The sequence below is a fragment of the Zhongshania aquimaris genome (assembly GCF_019312595.1).
Taxonomy (GTDB): Bacteria; Pseudomonadota; Gammaproteobacteria; order Pseudomonadales; family Spongiibacteraceae; genus Spongiibacter; species Spongiibacter aquimaris.
In genome coordinates this window covers 223,811-243,594 of record NZ_JAHWDQ010000004.1, presented here as the reverse complement: position 1 = coordinate 243,594, position 19,784 = coordinate 223,811, and the positions used below count along the sequence as shown (strand labels likewise).

Sequence of the window (19,784 nt, the reverse complement as noted above, 5' to 3'; positions counted from 1 at the left end):
AATACGATGAGTAATACAGTTCAGAAATGGGATCATGAAGTCGACGTGCTGGTTGTTGGTAGTGGTGCTGGTTCATTAGTTGCTGCCGTAACAGCGTCAGAAAAAAGTGCAAGTACCTTAATTGTGGAAAAGGGGAGTAAGTGGGGTGGAACATCTGCCACTTGCGGTGGCGGAATATGGATTCCTGCAAGCCATTCTGCAATAGCGCAGGGGCAAGAAGATTCCCCCGAAGAAGCATTTTTGTATATAAAGTCGCTCACCAGCGGGACTGTCTCTGATAGTAAAATTAAATCTTACACCGTCAATGCCCGAGTTATGGCGAAGTATATAGAGGGTGTTACTGCGCTGCGCTTTAATGCCATTCCATATACCGATTACCACGCAGAATTGCCGGGTGGAAAACACGGGTATAGAACTCATGAAACAAATACATTGCATGCGTCGCTTTTAGAAAAAGAAGAGTTTGATTCACTGCTGCCTGGTCATCCAAGTACTGCTTTGTTTGGGTATATACCCTGGACAACCATGGAGGCTGCGCCAATGGTTACCCGTGGGCCTGGTTGGGTGCAGACCATGATAAAGATCTTGTGGCGATACTACTCAGACTTGCCGCAGCGAGTTAAGTCGAAGAGAAGTCGGTTTATGGTTTTTGGCAATGCCATTGCCGGCCATCTAAAGATCGCTCTTAATCACTTTGGTGGAACGCTATGGCTTAATAGCGCATTAAAGGAGCTTATAAGAGACGACAGCGGCAGGGTCGTTGGCGCTTTGGTGCTTAAGGACGGGGTTCTAACGGCAATTAAGGCAAACAAAGGCGTTATTCTCGGCGCTGGCGGGTTTGAGCACAACCAGAAGATGAGAGACAAATATTTACCAGGCGATACTCGCTGTGAGTGGTCTGGTGGGCAGCTTAATAATACTGGCGATGCGATACAGGCAGGCGTCGCAATCGGTGCTGCGACTGACTTAATGGAGCACGCTTGGTGGGCGCCAACAGTGAAAGTACCGAGCGAAAGCCGCGGTCGTCCCTTGTTTTATGAAAGAGCCTTGCCTGGCTGCATAATTGTCAGCCAAGGTGGTGAGCGGTATATGAACGAAGCTCGAAGTTATGATGTTGCCTCCAAGGCAATGATTGACGCCGATAGGCCGGATTGCCGAACGACGCCGTCGTGGTTGATTTTTGATGCTACATTCCGGAAAAAATACCCAATGGGACCATTGATGCCAGTGATACCCGATTGGCTTCACAGCAAAGAAGTTAGGTCGATGATTAAGAAATCGTCTAGCATCAAGGGGCTGGCGAAGTTAACTAATATGTCCAGTGATGCCCTGGAAAAAACCATTGAAAAATTTAATGGATACGCACACGACGGGGTAGATAAGGATTTTGATCGCGGTGGAGCCGCTTATGATCGCTATTATGGTGACCAGAATGTCACTCCTAATCCAAACCTTGCCGCTATAGAGAGTGGTCCATTCTATGCAATGCCTGTTTATCCTGGTGATATTGGCACAAAAGGCGGGTTGGCGACTGATGACACAGGGCGAGTCCTTGATCAAAACGGCAGCCAGATTGAGGGTCTCTATGCTATCGGGAATAATGCGGCTTCGGTAATGGGGCCGTCGTATCCGGGGGCTGGCTCAACACTTGGTCCTGCGATGACTTTTGGGTATTTAGCCGCGCTGGATGCGGTGAGCGCAAAGTGAATTGCTGTTGGCGCTTCCCTATCTCTACGTAGGATTTGTAGAGGGGATGTTGCCAATATTTATATTTAAATTCTTTGCGTATATTGGCTGCTATCATTGACGACACTGAGAGGAAATACGGCAAATTGCTCCAGGCTTTGAACGTCATCAGCCTGGAGCAATTACGCGTTTAATTGGCGGGCCCTATGAAATTCTCATAGTATGAAAACTGCTCTCTTATGGTATCTAATGTCATATCATAATCAGAAATATCATAAACGTGTTTTGGTCGGTTATCTCGCGTGTTCTGAGATAGATGATCTTTAAAGGCTGACAAATCACCCTCTTCGATAGGCCACCCAATTTTATCAAATATCTTTAAGCATGAATCAACGGGGTTCTTTAAAAGATCCAGGTAGTGTAAGTCTAAGAATCGATCGTCAGCAGAATCTCTCATTTGTAAGAATGATTGTAAGTTTAGGTCCAGGCGTTGTGTCCAGTGTTTTGCCTGTGCCTGAGTGAGCTTATCCGCCGTTGTGTTAGCCATAGTCAGGGAGCCAACCATACTGTACCAGGAGGGCAGGACATCCGTGATATTTCTATGTGTCATAATTATTAAGGCGTTCGGGAATGCCTTTAGGACAGTGGGCAGAGCGGTAAGGTGATGAGGGCTTTTTAGAACCCATTTTTGCTTGCGTCTAGCCGGTTTTTGCCACTGCAAAATCTTTAAATATTCGATAAGCTCATTGTACGCGTGAGATTGGTCGGCCTCTAATAGCCACTTTCCGTATGTGGGTACATACATCATGGACTCCGGCATATTACTCATAAATGAGTGCTCTATTAAAGTTAGCTCCTCATCATAGGCCGTTGCATTTAATGGGTGGATAGAGTCAAAGTCTTTGGCATCTTCGAGAATAGTTTTTACGAGATCCTCGGCCATTTGAATACGCGTGCCGCTGTCAGTTGCCTTGTCATCGCTGACTGGCATAGGAAAAATCGTTTCCCACCATCGCGTTGCTGTCAAATTGGGTGATGATGCCAGGAGCCTCTGCAGCATGGTGCTTCCGGTTCGCGGCAACCCAACAATAACGGCGCCTACATCAATTTCTTCATCAAGTACTTCGGGGTAGCGCTTTAAGAACTCGACTTTGCGCAAGCGATTCATTAGCGAGTTTACTAATCTGGCGGATTGGCTGGCGATACCTGCAGGAGAAAGGCATGCTTCACTATTCATTGAATCCACAAGAACATTCAATGGTGCTAAAAAGCGTTCGTTTCCAAAGTCAGTTAGTCCACATTCTTTACATGCAGACTCAAGTAGTTTCTCGGTGCTAATATTTGAGTGCGACGAGATTTCGGTTCTAGTATCAGGCATTTAGAATCCTCTGGTGGTTATTTAATTCTAAATGAGTATTTAGAATGTCGGATTGATGATTACATTAATTATAGTAGTTATGGTCTGTACTTAGCTTATGAAATTAGTATCACGCGGAAAATATTTTAATTCTTCACCTAATAGAATGATGAATGGGGTTGATCCTTCATCTAACATCTGATCCGTAGATCAAAATAAGTATATTTTAATAATATAAACGTACAAGACACCGTGTAGGACTAACTATATGAAAAAAGAAATGAAAATGGGCGTTAAGTCAGCATTAACGTGCGCGTCTAGTTTTGCCGTAATGCTACAGTGCTCGCCAGTGCTTGCAGCCGATGGTGGAGTTAAACAGCTAGAGGAGGTCGTAGTTAGCGCGCGACGCGTTAGTGAGAGTCTGCAGGATGTGCCTACCGCGGTTTCCGCAATGCCTCGGGAAGAGTTGGAAGGCTTGCGAATTGATGGCTTTCAAACCGTTGCTCAGAGTGTCCCCAACGTATATATCCAAAAGCAAGGCGGCACCCCTTCAGCGCCGCAAATGCAAATACGTGGTATTTCTAATGGTTCGCTCAATATGCAAGTTGACTCTGGCATAGGACTTTATATTGATGGAGTTTATCTGGGAAGAGCCGGCGGGGCCGCATTTGACTTGGCGGACTTGGAGCGTGTTGAAGTTCTCCGTGGTCCTCAAGGTACTCTGTTTGGTCGTAACTCAACAGGCGGCGCGATTAACTTAATTACTGGGCAACCCTCCGGTGAGTTTAACGCGAAGATCGTGACTGGAGTTGGCAACTTTGGCCAGAAAACGCTTAAAGGTATGATTGAGCTGCCTGTGTGGAACGGCATTTCGACAAAACTTAATCTAGGGCACACTGAAAGAGAGGGTGATGTTAGAAATACAGCGCAAAAACGCACTTTTAATTTCCCAGCGCCTTTTGGAAGCATTACCACTAATGAGCGTGGCGGTGATGATGAGAGCGATAACATATTTTTCGCGGCAAGTTATGACGGTATCGACAATCTGTTCGTGACGTATAAATTCGATCGGACCGAGTGGGACGGCACACTAAATTACCGTCAGATTGGTAGCCTCGACCCATCTGCTGCCGGTACGCTCGGATTGCTCACGGAGGTTACGCCTTTTAATGAATCTTTTGCCTACTCGGATAGACTGGCGGTCCCTCTGGAGTCGCAGGCGTCACTGGAAGTAGAGGGTCACTCGATAACTGTTGAGTATGATTTGAGCGACGAAGTCCAGATTAAGTATATCGGTGCTAAACGTAAATTTGATCAGTTCTCAGGAGGCAACCAGGTTTGGGGTGCATCAGAATATATTGATACATCAGGCAATTTTGGACCAGCTGGTGGCGTATTCGCGCCATTGTTCACTATGCGAATAGATGAACAAAATCAAGTTTCACATGAGTTTCAATTAATCGGTGCAACTGAGGGTGTAAGCTGGATACTTGGTGCTTTCTACTTTAACGAAGAAGGGGCGGTTAACGCGCCAATTTTCCTCTTCCGAAGTATTGGCGATACAAGCGTCATTGCTGAGAATTCCATCGGTGCAGGTGAATACTTTGTCGGTCAAAACTACAGTGTAGATAATAAATCGATAGCCTACTACGCGCATGCAACCTATAGCTTTGAGCGATTTGATGTAAGTGGTGGCGCTCGATACAGTGAAGACGATCGACGTGAAAATGTCATTATGGCGGGTGTGATCGCAAATCAGAACTTCAAGACGACAGGCTATAACGGAGATTACGATATCTCGCTTACCTATAATATTGACGATGATATTAACTTCTATGGTAAATATGCGACAGGCTATGTGTCCGGCGGAACGCTCGGCGGTAGTGCTTTTGACAAAGAAACGGTTCAGAGCTTTGAGCTTGGTGTAAAATCTGATTTGATGGATAGACGTCTTCGCCTTAATGCGGCCGTTTTCACAATGAATCGAAAGGACACCCAGATCGAAGGGTTTACGGGAGTAGGCTACTTTATGGGTAAGGGGGATGAGATGGATTCATCCGGACTTGAGCTGGAGGTAAACTATCTTTACTCAAATAACTTTTCTGTAAATGCGTCTTATGGCTATACAGATGTTGACGGTCCCGGCGAGCTTCGGACATTCCAGCCTGAGCAAACTGCATATCTTGGCCTGAAGTACGAATTACCGATTTTTTACGGTATGAGCCAACGGGTGCGTGTCGATACCAGCTGGAGAAGCGATGTGCATCGTCTGGCTTGTAGGGCTGGGCAGGATCAAGTTGCTGCATCTGATACTTGTACCGGTACAGCGAACTATGAACTGGATGGTCAAGCTGAACTTGGTTCTACGACAATGGTGGGCGCTTCATACGTACTCGATGAAATTACAATCGGCGGCAGCGTTGCGCGAGTAACTCTTTGGGGCAAAAATTTACTTGACGAAGACGCTCCTGAGTATTCATTTACACTTGGCGGTTCGACTATTGCATCAACATTTGTTAGACCGCGTACGTTCGGTGTGGACTTCCAGGTAGAGTTTTAATCGACGTTTGTCATCCCTTTAGGCGGGCCTCGTGCCCGTCTCCTTTTTCTTCATTTTAGTGTTCTTCGCTGATCTAATTCGGTGATAGCAAAAGTAAAACTAATCCGAAGGTACAGTATATGAATTACAAGCTGCTCATTAACGGTGAATCAGTAGATTCAACTACTAAGTTAGAAGTCATCAATCCTGCCACCGGCGAGGTTTTTGATTCTTGTCCCTCGGCGGATGGTGCTCTACTTAATGAAGCCGTCGCGGCCGCCAAAGTTGCTCAGTTGACGTGGAAAAAATCATTACTATCGGAGCGGCAGCGTGTTCTAAAAGAAATCGCAACGTCTATTGCAAATAATAGAGAGGAGCTTGCGAGAATTATTACGTGTGAACAAGGGAAAACCCTGGATTTTTCTCTGTTTGAAGTTGACGCGGCGCAAAAATTTTGTGAGTGGTTTTCGAATCAGGAAATACCTGGCAAGAAAGTAATAGAGGAAAGCGAGTTGCTGCGAGTTGAGCAGACCCGGGTTCCTTTGGGCGTAGTCGGTTGTATTACTCCGTGGAATTTCCCACTTCTTCAAGCTGTTTACAAAATTGCACCGGCTTTATTGACTGGTAATGCCGTTGTTGTTAAACCAGCGCCAACGACCCCATTGTCTACTCTTTTTCTGGGTCAGATTATTAAAGGCATAGTTCCCGCCGGGTTGGTGAATATTGTTTCCGGGGGTAACGAGCTGGGCGCGCTACTGTCAGCGCATCCGGATGTGGCGAAAATTTCATTGACAGGATCTATAGAAACTGGAAAAAAGGTAGTTTCTTCTTCTGCTGGAAATCTTAAGAAAGTTACTTTGGAATTAGGTGGGAATGACGCCGCAATATTATTAAGTGATATTGATATCGCCAAAGTTATTCCCGCGGTGTTTGCAACGTCATTTATTAATAGTGGTCAAGTTTGTATCGCTATTAAGCGCTTGTATGTTCCAGATGAAATCTATGACGACGTTTGTGACGCCCTCAGCGAGCTGGTTAAGAGCGCAGTAGTTGGCGATGGCCTGAATCCGGAAAGTCAGTTTGGCCCATTACAGAATGCCGCCCAATTAAGTAAGTTCCATCATTATCTTGATTTAGCTAAACGAGATGGAAATATCATTGCCACCAGTGAGTGTCCCGATAGTCAAGGCTACTTTGCACCTCTGATATTAGTAAGAGATATTTTAGATGGCACGCCATTGGTCGATGAAGAGCCGTTTTGCCCGATTCTGCCTGTTATCAGATATTCGTCATTAGATGATGTGATTTACAAAGCAAACTCCATGAGTTTTGGGCTCGGTGGTTCAGTCTGGTCATCTGATTTAGATAAGGCTCAAGCTGTTGCCGAGCGATTGGAATGCGGAACGGCATGGGTTAACCAGCACTGTGCATTTGCCCCTAATATTCCTTTTGGCGGAATTAAGCAATCAGGTATTGGGATTGAGTTTGGTGATGAAGGCATACTTGAATTCACCGATATGAAAATCACGAGCATTTCCAAGGCGTAACTAAGTAATAGCATTTATAGATTACTTACCATTTAGGTTGATAATTAAGATGTCGGAACATTGCAGAAGCGATAACAAAAGATACGTAATCATTGGCGCTGGAATGTCCGGTATGCTTGCAGGTATAAAGCTATTATCGCAGGGTAATAGCAATTTCTCGATATATGAGAAAGCTGAGAAAATTGGTGGTACTTGGCGGGAGAATACATACCCGGGTTTAACCTGTGATGTGCCGGCTCACTCATATACATATTCATTTGCTCCCAACCCGGAATGGTCAAGAGTTCTGGCCGGTGGTGATGAGATTCAAGCGTACTTCGAATCTGTAGAGAAGATGTATAAGCTAACTCCATACATCCGTTTTAATGAAGAAATTGAGTCCTGCGTATATCAAGACGGTAAGTATGTGATTACCAGTAAAAATGGTACTACGGACGTAGCGGACTTTGTTATTGCGGCAACCGGCGTCCTGCATCACCCGAATATACCAAGAATTGCGGGAATGGATACTTTCCAGGGTGATATATTTCATTCGGCGAGATGGGATCACAGCGTAGCCCTGGATAATAAGCGTGTTGCCGTTATCGGTACCGGGTCTACGGGTGTGCAAATAGTGTCAGCGTTATCGAAGCGTTCTGCACGCGTCGCCCATTTCCAGCGTTCACCGCAGTGGATACGGATTGTAGAGAATAGGGCGTTCACAGAAGAAGAGAAGGCGGCGTTTCGAAATAATCCCAAACTATTGAAAGATATTCAGAACGACAAAGAGCTTCAAGAGAACATCGAGAAATTTTCGCAAGCGATAACGGATCCAGATTCACCCGCTATGCTGGAAATAGATCAAGAGGTTCACGAAAACCTGAGCCTGATCAAGGATGTTTCGCTGCGTGAGAAAGTCACGCCAAATTATCGGCCGGCTTGTAAGCGAATTATCTATTCGCCTGATTTTTACGACGTTATTCAGCGTGAAAATGTTGATGTATTTGTTGGTGGCGGATTTGAAGTAGTTCCAAATGGAATTAAGACGGAAGATGGAAGAGTTCATGAGTTTGATGTCATTGTCTTGGCAACTGGATTCCAGACTGACAAATTTGTAAGACCAATTAATGTTGTTGGCGAAAACGGTATTAGTCTTGACGAGGTTTGGAACGAGGGTCCTACCGCTTACTTGGCGGTTGCGGTGCCCGGATTCCCCAACTTTTTTATGTTAAATGGGCCGAGTGGACCGGTTGGAAACTTCTCATTGATTGAAATAGCGGAACACCAGTGGAGTTATATTGAAAAGCTCATAGAAAGATTGAACTCGGCTGGCAAGAGTAATATCTCTGTAAAAACGTCTGCCTACCAGGAGTTTGAGGCAAAGAGGGTAAAGGCTGCTAAAAACACCATATTTGCGACAGGTTGTCAGAGCTGGTACCTGGATAAAAATGGGGTGCCCGCAACGTGGCCATGGACCAGATCAAGATTTTTTGAAGAAATGTCCGCTCCGAATTTTGAAAATTTTACCATTGCGTAGTTATATTCATTCCCGTCTCTTTGGGACGTTTATTGGGAGGAGTTTCCTCCCTTTTTTTCAGCTTCCACTGATGTAATTACGCTTCATACTGTAAGAACGATAAGCCTTTCTATTGCGCGTGATTGTCCGCCTTATTGATTATTTCTTTAGGCGCCTTTAAAAGGCCTATTCAAGAGTGTTCTGTGGGGCTAGTTCTGTATCAGCTACGGTATTATCCCTAATAATGATTGATGTTTTACCTGTTTAATACAGTGTGACGGGTTGGTACTTTCGACCCCTGGAATGCTAATGACTTTCTCATGCAAAATATGAGCGAGCGCGTCTAGCTCGGTTACGTGTATACAACAAATTACATCGTTCCTGCCAAGTGCGGTGCAGACAAAGCTGATCTCATCCAACCTGGACAGTGCTCGGCAGACCGAGCGAGCCATTCCACCCTTAACGTTCAAGCCGATAAATGCGTCGTTCACGGATCCTTGCGGCAGTTGATAAGGTGTCGCTAAGCTGAGCTGGCGGTTACTTTGCATACGCTTTATACGGCTGCGCACTGAGCTTTCGGAAACCTCAAGTTCAACAGCGATCGCGCGATTACTCGTGCGAACATTTTGGTTTAAACATTGGACAATCTGTATGTCGAGCGCGTCAAGATGCTGCCGTTTTAATGGTAGGTCATTGGGTGACTCGCTCATGCGTCCGCGCTGGTACTTCCATACTTCGAGGGCCATGGCAGAATCAATATGGGCAACGCCGTCTATTGTCGCTAAAGTCTCCATTAGCAGCGCGCTCAGCGCCTCACGGGACTTTACCGCAGCAACAATTTCTATGTCGCTAACGCCCATGACTACATTTACTGTTAGGGCTTCTTCCAGTAAGGCAATATCTTCAGCCACTTTCAATGGTGAACGCCCGTCAACTTTAATGCCTATAATCAGTAAATATTCAAAGCCCGCTGCGTGTAAATCTAACATCGGGCCGAGATGCACAAGCTCATTACTACGAAGCCGGTCGATACGCCGCTTAACGGTTGGAGCGGAGATTCCAAGCTCGTCAGCTATTTCCCGGCTCGATCGGCGGATATTTCCGTCTAGCGCGCCAAGCAGCAATTTGTCAATTTCGTCCACTTAAAACTCTCGTAGTTTGTCCATCATACTGTTCGGATTTAAAAGCGATATTTTGCACTTAATAAATAAGTTGCCGGTCTGGTGTAGCTGCCTTCGACAAAGCCGAAGAATCCACTTCCGTCAAAGCCCGCATTTAATACTCTCTTATCGCTCAAATTAATACCTCGTAGTGACACTTCCCACTGCTGATTGAGTGGTTCGTACGTAATACTTGCGTTAAACGTAGTGTGCCCATCGACAACAAGCTGTTCGGTATTGACCGCATTGAGATAATAGCCAGAAGTGTACTTCATATCTGCACGGGCCAAAATGGTGCCATTGCTTCCGAGATCAATACGGTAATCGGTCGCAAAATTAACAGTCCAGTCAGGGGTTTGCTTCAACTCAGTGTCGGTAAAGTCGCCGGTTGAATCTATCCATCCCTCGGAATCATCTTTTAGATAGCCCAGGCCAGCTTGAAATTGCCACGCATCTGATGGCAACCAGGTGGCTTCTAACTCTACGCCAGAAATGGTGGCTTTAGACGCGTTCTCTGTAGCAACTGAGCCAGCTCGGGTAATCAGCAGCTGAATATCTTCGTAATCATTGCGGAATATCGCCGCGTTCAAACGCAAGCTACGATTTAACAACTCAGCTTTAAGTCCAGCCTCATAGCCGGTTAATGTTTCAGGTTCGTACTCTTGTAAGTCGGCCGCACTACCAAATGCGCGTCCGTTATAGCCGCCGCTGCGAAAGCCACGACTTACATGCGCATACGCCATCATGTCGTCGTTGAATTGGTAGCTAAGCCCCAGTTTTGGTGAGGTATTTGACCATTCCTGCGAGCAATCAAACGCGGTTTGAGTTATATCGTAGCTGCAGCTGTCTACCGGCATACCGGGAATCGGAAATGCATAAGGCGTTCCGAAGTCATATGAGCTAATTTGTTGCTGAAAATTCTTTTCTTCTACGGTATGTCGCAGGCCGCCGTAAATATTTAGGGAGTCGGTTAGCATGTAATTAATGTTTGCGTAGGCCGCGTAACTGGTCGATTCCTGCTTATTGTCATAACGTGTCGAGAATCCGGCACCCTCAATAATAATCAGATCCGTTAAGTCTAGGCTCTTCTCCTCAAAGTAATACACGCCGGCAACCCAGTCAAAGAGCGAGTTTTGCCCGGTGAGCTGTATTTCCTGGCTAAATTGTTCATGTTCCAGATCATGCAGGTCGCCCGTGTAGTTCTGCCGGCTATTGTCACCGTCACGACCAAAAAGCGCATCAGTTTCGCGGTAGCCCGTAATAGATTTCAGTTCTACTTCGCCCAATTGCCACGTATTTGTCCAGTTCAGCCCCAAACCGTTAACATCATCATTGGGCAGCGGTCCTTCTGCTTGTGATTTGTCGATATCACTGTTTGGTGTACAGCACGGAGAAGTTGGATTCAGGGCATTCCAGGTATCGCCATAGAATGACCCGTCTTGGAAGGAAAGCATGACGTTTGGGTATCCCGTCTGTTCTTGGTCACTCCAGTCGAGGGAGAATGTTGACTCGAAGTTGTCACTTGGCATCCAATTTATAATAAAGCGTGCGGTAGCCTGGTCTATGTTCCCGGCATCTGTACCTGGACGAGACTGCCAGCCGTCCGCCTTATTTTGTAAATAAGAAAAACTCGCCGACACGTCATCACTAAGCGGTGTTTGGCCATAAAATGATACGCCATGATGATTGCGCGACCCGACGGTAAACTCGAGTTCTGCTTCCGAACTGCCATCAGGCTTGCGTGATACCACATTGATTGCACCACCAATACTATTTTTGCCAAACAGTGTGCCCTGTGGGCCGCGCAATACCTCGACACGATCCACATCTTTTAATTCCATGTTTGCACCAAATGTACGGGCGATATACACGCCATCCATATACAGGCCCACAGTAGGATCGGTAGTGATAATAAAGTCGGTTTCACCCACTCCGCGAATAAATGCGTTTACCGTAGAGCCACCGCCTCCGGTGCCCACGGTGAATGTCAAATTGGGCGCCTGTCGATCTATGGCGGTTAGTTTACTAATGCCCGCTCTAGCTAATGCGTCGCCATTTAAAGCAGTAACCGCGATAGGTGTCTGTTGCAAATTTTCTTCACGCTTTCTTGCGGTTACCAACACCTCTTCAAGCGTCGCTGCTTCAGTGTGCGGTATACTGGCTGAGAAAGTAATGACAGGAAATACAGCTGCAACTAATGCGGGCCGGCAAATGATTGAAAAATATGACGTTCTCATAGGTCTACTCCTGAGGCATATTGCCTTATATATTTATATGCGTAATAAAATTTAGTCGGCTGCTAAATGTGGCATTTTATTTCCGGCGTATGTCACTACAGTTTGATTACTTGAAAAGTCTTGCATCTCAACCAGGGTGACAGTGAAACGAGATGCGCTGATCAGCCAGTGCCCGTCGACTCGTCGGTATTCATCGCTGTAGTAGCCGCCAATCTGTACTCGTGTTTTATCTTTGGTGTTGATGCTTAGGAAGCGCAAGGGAATTTTTGCGCTAGCGCGATCTGAATCTAATACCTTTACCGCAGGATTTTGAGCGTGATGCATATCGACAATGTGGTCGTGGTTCGCTAGTGCTTTATACACATCGACAAAATCTTCACGGCTGCTGAACTGACCAATATGACCAAAATCAATATTGATTTTACCGGGAAGAAAGCAGGCCAAAATTTGGTCAGGACATTTTTCATCACAGGCGTTTAAATATCGATATTTAAGCGATTTTATGGCACTTTCCGCTTCCAGGCGCTCTACTCGTAATGCTAAGTCACTCATCGTCATTCCCCGTCAAAAATTACAGTTACCAAGTTTTTCCGATCAGGGGCATACCACCATCAATTGGGTACGCTGCACCGGTTATAAAAGAGGAGGCCTCACTGGCGAGAAAGCAAACCAGCTGTGCAACCTCGTGAGCTTCACCAACCCGTCTTAGCATTGTGGTTTGGGCAAGCTCCGAAGAATTGACCTGCTCAAGTGAGCCAGACGACTGCATCATGTCGGTATAGATTGGGCCCGGGCACACGGCGTTCACACGAATTGATCTAGGTCCGAATTCTGCCGCCGCTGCCTTTACCAGCCCAACGACTCCATGCTTACTGGCAACATAAGATGGCATCCCCGAGTTTCCTTCGCGTCCAGCAAACGAAGCCGTCACAATGACTGAACCGCCGCTACTCGGCATCGTTGGAATCATGTATTTAAGGCCGAGGAATACTGAGCTGAGATTGACGCGCAGTACTTTTTCCCACTCATCCAGACTGCAGTCCAATATGGAGGTCTGGCGCAAAATCCCTGCGTTGAGATGTATGATCTGCGGCGGCCCTAACTCTGCGCTTACCCGACGTGCCAGCGCCTTATTGTCGCTCTCCAAGCTAACATCAATCCCCATGGCGACCGCCTCGCCGCCTTTTTGGCGTATACCCTCGGCAACAGATTTTGCGTTCTCAATATTAATATCCGCGACGCAAACACGGGCCCCGCCGTCAGCTAGCAACTCTGCACTAGCACGGCCAATACCGCTCGCGGCACCTGTTACGACCGCCACGGGGCGGGTTAAATGGGGGGGCATTACATGGCTCCATTTGTCATTATTCGTTTTTATTCGTAGATATTAGACGCAAAAATAGCATTTATCAATGAATCATGTATATTTACCGCGAAACGAGTACATTGCGTATTCGCAATGGCGTAGGATCTTCATCGCGTCAACGGTAAGATCAAAAGTAGTAATAATGGCGTATAGAGGTATTGGGGCGTTTTGGAGGATCACGGACTGCTAATTGGTGGGGCGTTGCTGGCCGAAATAACCAATAGCAGTTTGCTTAACTTGAGGCTACGGTAAAGAAGGTCTTATTTCTGCTTCTGCTCAGTAGACGCGGCGGAGTTTGTGTAATCTTTCCCGTAGACATTAAGAATGGGCAGGGGATTGACGTACTCCTTCCAGAAAATAATGCTCTCACCGTCAAACTTAAGGATGCCAAGGTAGCGATTGCCGTATGGGAGTTGAGTTTTTAGATGCACCGAATTGCTGTGATATTCAACTATTAAACAGTTGGGGTCTAGTTGGTCATAAAACATGTCAATTTTATGGTTATAAGGCGAGCATTCAGCCATGCCAACCTTTGAAGCCTCGATAAACGCCGCTCCACCAATTAGGTGGTCGGGAAAGTCTTCAAGCGGTGGATAAGGCCATTCAAAGCGAGTGTTTGCTGTTAGATATTGCTCAACGGTCTCAAAATCTTGTGAGCCGTAAGCGGTAATAACCTTAGTGAAAATTGCTCTAAGTTGCGCGCGCCGAGTATCTAGGCTAAGTTCGGTCATAATGTGTGCCTTCATAATATTTAGTATGGAGTATTAGTAACTATCGCAATATGGAGATGTATTATCTTCAACTAAAAGGGTGAGATTATTAATAAATTTGTAAAGCCAGAAGGTGAATGTAGTTGGTTTAAGCCATTAATGCGTTGCCTGGATAAAAATTATAATTGCTTGGTTTAAATGTATAGGATTAAGTATGGGCGATCTTTCAATTTCCTTGGCTGAGTATGACAACCTTGTACATCTTGTATACGCCGGTATACGAGAGGAGATGCCGTGGAACACATTCCTCTGTGAGTTGGCAAGGCTGACGAAGTCGCGTGATTCTTCCCTGGTATTTAATATCTATAAACCGGAACAAAATTATTACTTGTTGACTAGTGACACAGGGCTATATGATCGAAAGTCACAGTCGACTATTCGCCATCTACTGTCAATGAGTGAGATGCTTGATACCTTTCATAGCGAGCCGCTTACCTTGGCCGAGACCTATGATTTGGATCAGTTTTTCTCTAGTGAGTTATATTTAACACATTTAAAGCCAATCGATATCAGATACATCCTGTCACAGGATATGTCTTGGGACGATAGCGTTCGAGTAAAGCTAAGTGCTGAGCGCACAAGTTGCGAGTCTGAGTATACTCAAGAAGATAAGAACTTATTCAGTCTCCTTACTCCGCACCTAATGAAGGCCATCGATTTTCGGAAAGACCTTTTGGTTAGCAATCAGATGTCAGATCTTTCGGGGAGTGTTTTGAGTAAGGTTTCTGTCGGCTCAATATTGTTAGACGGTGACGGAAAAATAATATCGATGAACCAATTGGCGAAGAAGATACTAGCTTCAAATCGTGGCCTTTTGAGTGCTAATGAGAGGCTCAAGGCGAACAATCCGGCTAAGAATTCTGAGCTCAAAAAGGCGATAAGCCAAGCGGTTGTTGCTTCGGAAAGTATGGAAGCGAAGCAAAGTGGTATAGCGTTTAAAATTGAGGATATAACGTGTGGTTCAATTTTGGATTTGGTCATAAAACCTATAACTAGAGATAGTTATGTTGGTTCGAGTTCTAATCAGGCAGTAGCCGTATACTTGCATGATAGTAAAAATGATCACGTAGCATTAAACACAGATACCTTGCGAACAATATACGGTATGACGCCGAGTGAGGCGCAAATTAGTGCCTTGATAGTTGAAGGGAAGACTCAGACAGAAATCTCTGACATTTTAGGGGTGAGTATCAATACCGTAAAAACTCATGTGAGAGGCATATACGATAAGCTGGGAGTCAGAAACCAGGCCCATGTAGTCGCAATATTAAATCGTTGTAGCGCGCGGATTTTTTAACGGCGTATTAATTATTCAGAGTGGATAGGTAGCAGGGTTTTAGGTTTAAAGACGTTGGTCGAAGTTTGAAATAGTTAGCATATGGGTGAATGGCGTGTTTAGTTAAGCATGGCCACGCTTTTAAGTATTAGGCTAACAAGCATGGATTGCTGAGTGACGCCGGTTTTTAGGAATATTGATCGCAGGTGGGTTCTTGCGGTGTTCTTGGAGATGTGCAGTTTTTCGGCGCTTTCAGTAAGGTTGCTTCCTATAATGAGGTGCTTGGTTAATTCTGCTTCTTTCTCAGTAAATGGAAACAGGGACATCAGTACTTTGGTGTCTAGTTGCGTTCTTTTTTCTGGGGCGCTTATAAATACAATGATATGCGGGGTTTTGGTCGATGCTACTACCTTGTCAATGGCTAAGGGCTTTATGAGTATTTCGTAATCAGTATTTCCCGAGCTACGTTGGGTCGGCATCGCGTAAACTTCGGGAATGCTTCCCTCTTTCGTGGCAGTTATAATTTTATTGATATAGCCGTAAAGTTTGCTGTTTGAATCGGGGTCATCCAGTTTAATTTGGTGGTTTTCTATTTCCAGTCCGTCACTGTCAGAAATCATCTCCTCGGCGGCCTGGTTTCTATGTAACAGCTTTCCCTGCTCATCGAGAATGAAAGTGCCGATAGACTGCCCGGTTACGGTATTTGCAAATAGCTTTCTTTCAGTTTCGATTTGAATCAATTGCATGGCTTTGGATATAGCTCTTTGGATGTGCGAGCCAATCAGCTCGAAAAAATCCTTCTCTTCCTGATTGAAGTTATCGCTACTTTTGGGTCGACAGACTCTAACTGAAAACCTTTCGCCATTGTAGTTTCTTAAATCTAGACCGGCCATGTGGTAAATATTTATGGGTTCCATGCACATTTTGTATATATCAGAGGTCTCGAAGCTATCACAAGTCACACACTCATCAAGTGTAGTCACTTTTCCCATCGATAAATTGGTCATCAAATTTGATGTGTAGTATCTGGCTGTGTATGGGTTGTCGCTTGAATCAGCGTAGGTTTTCTGCAGGGAGTCGCATGATATAAATAGTAAGCCGCCGTTGGTCTCAATTGGTTCGCGCAAGGTAATCGAGGCAAAATTAAGTTCAAGAATTTCACGTAGTCCGGATAAGAAATTACAGTAGGGATCGTCGCCGTAATGACCGTCATAGAGGTCGATTAGCAATTTACTGTATTCAGATACGGAGATGTCTTTCATTTAGTTTTCGTCGGTAAGTTTATCGTAATGTAAATAAACCATTGAGAAAATTCGCACGTCAAGCTGTGCGTCCGCGCTTAAGGCTTTCGGCGTTAAGCGCGGTTAGATTATTATTCCTTAGGCGGGATGCCTTGCTTAAGTGAATCGATAATTTGCTTCTTCATTGGTTTAACCCACTCTTCTTCCAGACGCGGATCTAGAAGGCCGACTTCTTTAAGCTCATCGCAAAGCTTCATTTGGTGACCAATATCAAAGAGGTCGTACTGAGATGAAAATTTGCCGTCTCCGCCGTACTTTATGAAACTAACACCTTCAGTTTCGTAAAAACTGCCGTCGGGACGCTTTCCTGGGCCACGATTTACCCACCGGGTTGTAATCTGGTCGCCTTCAACAAAAATATGCGTAATAGGAAAGCTCCAGCCAGTCCAGCCTGAGCCTACATCCATATCTCTGCCGTAATGTGTGGCACGGATTTCTTCCATGTTTTTAGCAAAAACGGGTGACGCACCGCCATACGGGCAGTAGTAGGTTGCATCGGCATGATAGAATTTATCTGCAATCCATGACCATGTGTTTCTTGCTTCTGCTTCCACAAAAGCTTCACGTAGGCCCTCGGCGGCCGCTAAAACTTCTTCTCTAGAATAGCTCATTATAATCTCCGGTTTCGAACTACAACGTTACTGATAAGGGTCTCTTGATGGGCTTGAATTTCACGCCAGTTTACTTAATGGATCAGGCCTATTATTTGGGGTGGGGCGTCGTATATAGGCGATGAATAGGACTAGTGAGAATATCAACCCTAGCATCATGAATGCTGAGTCAATATTAGACATACTCTTGAAGAAGTTCATGATTAGCGGGTTTATGAACTGCCCGGCATTGAGTGCACTAACGACCAGGCCCATAGCTAATCCATGGATGTGAATCTTCGTTCTATCGAGGAGGATTGATGCGATTGACGGCTCGGACAAGCCGGCGCCAATTCCGATAATCGCGCAAGCTAAACCGAGTGAATATGTGTCGGTGGCTATTGACAGCAGGATGAAGCCGCTTGCCATGGTGAATAAGTCAATTAGCAAGATTGTATATGAACTAAAGTAACGTCTGAAATAGCCGAACAGCGCAGAGGAGAACACTGCGCATATTGAGGTTAGGCTAAGGATTAGCCCCTTTTCCGATGCGCTATGTATGCCTTTCATTTCTAGCGAAAAGGGGCCTTGGATAGATGGCGAGAACATTCCAATCGTGAATAGAATAAGTACGGCATAGAACGGCCATAGTGGTATTAGTGCCTTGTGGCTATACGAGTTGGCATTCGACTTTTTCGCAGTTTTAGCTTTAGCTATTGGTGGTGTGCTTTTTACGCAAAACCAAGCAATGATCATTACTGGCGCAGCTATGAGATAAAGCATGAAAGATGATCGCCATCCGAGGGTATCCACCATGTTTCCGCCGAAAATCAGAGCAAGCGCTGCAAATATAGATGCCAACGAGGTGGCTAAGCCGAGCAGTAGTTCTCGATGATGGCCGGAAAATGAGCTTCCGATTAGAATTAGCGAATTTGTCAAAACTGCGCCGCCAGCTAAGCCGAGTAACAATCTACTAATGATCAGTAATGTGGCGTCAGAAATAAAGTATCCGCTGAATCCGAATACAATATACAGAAATAGTCCAGTAAGTAAGTTTAGTCGTACTCCATATCGTTCGCTAAGTATTCCCGATATGGGAGCGAAGACAATAATCATTATTGCGGGGGTGGTCATCACCATTTGGGCAAATAGGTCGCTGCTGTCAACGTCTTGAAAGTATAAAGCCATCGCTGGTAAGGCTGGTGCAACCGCCATGGGTACTAGGGCAACTAAGGCAGGGCCTAGCATGCAAACTAAGGCTAAAAGGTAGTTGAGCTTTGGCTGGCAGTCGTTATTCTTCAAAACACTGGTCATCTATGTTGCCTCACGATGATATTGCTTACATCATTCGAGTAATTGTTCTGATTGATCTTACGTTTAATGATTATTTTTATGTCGGTGGCGATGTGGTGATGCCAGCTCAATTTACTAAAACGCTCTCTGAGATTATTGTAAATCGTCTTGGCGAGTTGTATTTTTCTTACTTTGATACCTGTATTGACCCTAATTATAAGACTGCTTGGATACGGGTGAATCACCTAATTAGATGAAGAAAACCAGAAGATTTGTCGCCAGTATAGGTCAAAATTGATAACCATAAAGATTGGATCGCGATGATTTTCCAAGGTACAACGGCCGTTATTACTGGTGCAGCAAGCGGGATCGGAAGGGGGATCGCCCTGGAGGCGGCTTCTCGCGATATGAACTTGGTGCTGGCTGATGTCGATGGCGCCGCGTTGAGTAGATTGAAAGCAGATCTTGATCTGAGTGATAGTCAAGTAATTTTCCAGGAAGTTGATGTTACCAATTTAGCTGATCTTGAATTGTTGGCTAGTAAAACCAGCAGTAAATTCGGCTGCTGTGATTTCCTGTTTAATAATGCCGGGATCATGATTACCGGGAATTTTACAGAAGTCACCCCGGCGAATTATTCAAAAGTAGTTGGCGTTAATCTCTTGGGGGCAATGCATTGCCTTCATGCCTTCCTTCCCCAGATGCTAGAAAGTCGCAACTATGCACATGTTGTGAATACATCCTCGCTTGGTGGGCTGCTAAGCTGGAAGCAGATGAGCTCTTATGCAGCAACAAAAGCTGCAGTCGTTGCGCTAACTGAAGCCATTCACTATGAGCATGAATTTGATGATGGAATCGGATTCTCTGTCCTTTGCCCTGGCACTGTTCAGAGTAATATTGTGTCGAGCTCCCTGGACAATAGCGGCGTAGGTGAAGAGGGCAGCTTACTTGCCAGGCAAATCCAGTCTAATTTGAATGAGTTTGGTATGGAGCCACAAAGCCTGGCAAAAATTGTATTCGGTGCTATATCTGAGCGTCGCTATTGGATATTTCCGCACCCAGAGTTTAAACCAGAACTTAATCGCCGTATTTCCGCCTTAATGCAGGAGATAACACCTGACTCATCACTCTCATTATTCGGCGTTAAATGAGTGCCTTGAAACGTAT

At 45.4% G+C, this 19,784-nt stretch carries 15 protein-coding genes; 6 read left to right on the top strand and 9 right to left on the bottom strand.

The window, feature by feature from the left end; translation table 11 throughout:
* Positions 1-6: 6 nt before the first annotated feature.
* Positions 7-1,707 carry an FAD-binding protein gene (locus tag KXJ70_RS15500; RefSeq protein ID WP_219044439.1) on the top strand — a complete coding sequence of 567 codons (1,701 nt, stop codon included), beginning with the start codon at positions 7-9 and terminating at the stop codon, positions 1,705-1,707.
* A 169-nt stretch (positions 1,708-1,876) separates the two neighbouring features.
* Here the strand turns inward: KXJ70_RS15500 and KXJ70_RS15495 are convergent, their stop codons facing one another.
* Positions 1,877-3,064 (bottom strand): sulfotransferase family protein, encoded by a 1,188-nt coding sequence (locus KXJ70_RS15495; protein WP_219044438.1) that lies wholly within the window; start codon positions 3,062-3,064, stop codon positions 1,877-1,879.
* 247 nt (positions 3,065-3,311) lie between these two features.
* Here KXJ70_RS15495 and KXJ70_RS15490 point away from each other — a divergent pair, with 247 nt between their 5' ends.
* The 3 genes from KXJ70_RS15490 to KXJ70_RS15480 all read left to right on the top strand — a co-directional run bounded on the left by KXJ70_RS15490 (position 3,312) and on the right by KXJ70_RS15480 (position 8,645).
* Positions 3,312-5,603, top strand: a complete 2,292-nt coding sequence (locus KXJ70_RS15490) for a TonB-dependent receptor (protein WP_219044437.1) — start codon at positions 3,312-3,314, stop codon at positions 5,601-5,603.
* A 119-nt stretch (positions 5,604-5,722) separates the two neighbouring features.
* Positions 5,723-7,129: an aldehyde dehydrogenase family protein gene (locus KXJ70_RS15485; RefSeq protein WP_219044436.1), complete on the top strand. Its 1,407-nt coding sequence runs from the start codon at positions 5,723-5,725 to the stop codon at positions 7,127-7,129.
* A gap of 49 nt (positions 7,130-7,178) precedes the next feature.
* On the top strand, positions 7,179-8,645 hold the full coding sequence (locus tag KXJ70_RS15480; protein WP_219044435.1) for a flavin-containing monooxygenase: 1,467 nt from the start codon (positions 7,179-7,181) through the stop codon (positions 8,643-8,645).
* A 203-nt stretch (positions 8,646-8,848) separates the two neighbouring features.
* Here the strand turns inward: KXJ70_RS15480 and KXJ70_RS19605 are convergent, their stop codons facing one another.
* From KXJ70_RS19605 to KXJ70_RS15455, 5 genes are all read right to left on the bottom strand, one after another.
* Entirely contained in the window at positions 8,849-9,766 is a 918-nt protein-coding gene (locus KXJ70_RS19605) for an Lrp/AsnC family transcriptional regulator (protein WP_219044434.1), read from the bottom strand.
* Positions 9,767-9,804: 38 nt separating this feature from the next.
* Positions 9,805-12,021 carry a TonB-dependent receptor gene (locus tag KXJ70_RS15470; RefSeq protein ID WP_219044433.1) on the bottom strand — a complete coding sequence of 739 codons (2,217 nt, stop codon included), beginning with the start codon at positions 12,019-12,021 and terminating at the stop codon, positions 9,805-9,807.
* A 51-nt stretch (positions 12,022-12,072) separates the two neighbouring features.
* Positions 12,073-12,573 carry a nuclear transport factor 2 family protein gene (locus tag KXJ70_RS15465; protein WP_219044432.1) on the bottom strand — a complete coding sequence of 167 codons (501 nt, stop codon included), beginning with the start codon at positions 12,571-12,573 and terminating at the stop codon, positions 12,073-12,075.
* 25 nt (positions 12,574-12,598) lie between these two features.
* Positions 12,599-13,366: an SDR family NAD(P)-dependent oxidoreductase gene (locus KXJ70_RS15460; RefSeq protein WP_219044431.1), complete on the bottom strand. Its 768-nt coding sequence runs from the start codon at positions 13,364-13,366 to the stop codon at positions 12,599-12,601.
* 281 nt (positions 13,367-13,647) lie between these two features.
* Complete coding sequence (locus KXJ70_RS15455; RefSeq protein WP_219044430.1) at positions 13,648-14,118, bottom strand: nuclear transport factor 2 family protein; 471 nt, start codon at positions 14,116-14,118, stop codon at positions 13,648-13,650.
* A gap of 193 nt (positions 14,119-14,311) precedes the next feature.
* Between KXJ70_RS15455 and KXJ70_RS15450 the strand changes: the two genes are divergently transcribed.
* Complete coding sequence (locus KXJ70_RS15450) at positions 14,312-15,454, top strand: helix-turn-helix transcriptional regulator (protein WP_219044429.1); 1,143 nt, start codon at positions 14,312-14,314, stop codon at positions 15,452-15,454.
* A 98-nt stretch (positions 15,455-15,552) separates the two neighbouring features.
* On the opposite strand, the gene KXJ70_RS15445 is transcribed toward KXJ70_RS15450, so the two are convergent.
* The 3 genes from KXJ70_RS15445 to KXJ70_RS15435 all read right to left on the bottom strand — a co-directional run bounded on the left by KXJ70_RS15445 (position 15,553) and on the right by KXJ70_RS15435 (position 18,638).
* Positions 15,553-16,695, bottom strand: a complete 1,143-nt coding sequence (locus KXJ70_RS15445; protein WP_219044428.1) for a helix-turn-helix transcriptional regulator — start codon at positions 16,693-16,695, stop codon at positions 15,553-15,555.
* Between the two features lie 110 nt (positions 16,696-16,805).
* Positions 16,806-17,345 (bottom strand): nuclear transport factor 2 family protein, encoded by a 540-nt coding sequence (locus tag KXJ70_RS15440; RefSeq protein WP_219044427.1) that lies wholly within the window; start codon positions 17,343-17,345, stop codon positions 16,806-16,808.
* Positions 17,346-17,405: 60 nt separating this feature from the next.
* Positions 17,406-18,638, bottom strand: a complete 1,233-nt coding sequence (locus KXJ70_RS15435; RefSeq protein ID WP_219044426.1) for an MFS transporter — start codon at positions 18,636-18,638, stop codon at positions 17,406-17,408.
* A 299-nt stretch (positions 18,639-18,937) separates the two neighbouring features.
* On the opposite strand from KXJ70_RS15435, the gene KXJ70_RS15430 reads away from it, so the two are divergent.
* Positions 18,938-19,768 (top strand): SDR family NAD(P)-dependent oxidoreductase, encoded by an 831-nt coding sequence (locus tag KXJ70_RS15430; RefSeq protein ID WP_219044425.1) that lies wholly within the window; start codon positions 18,938-18,940, stop codon positions 19,766-19,768.
* The last annotated feature ends 16 nt before the right edge of the window (positions 19,769-19,784 follow it).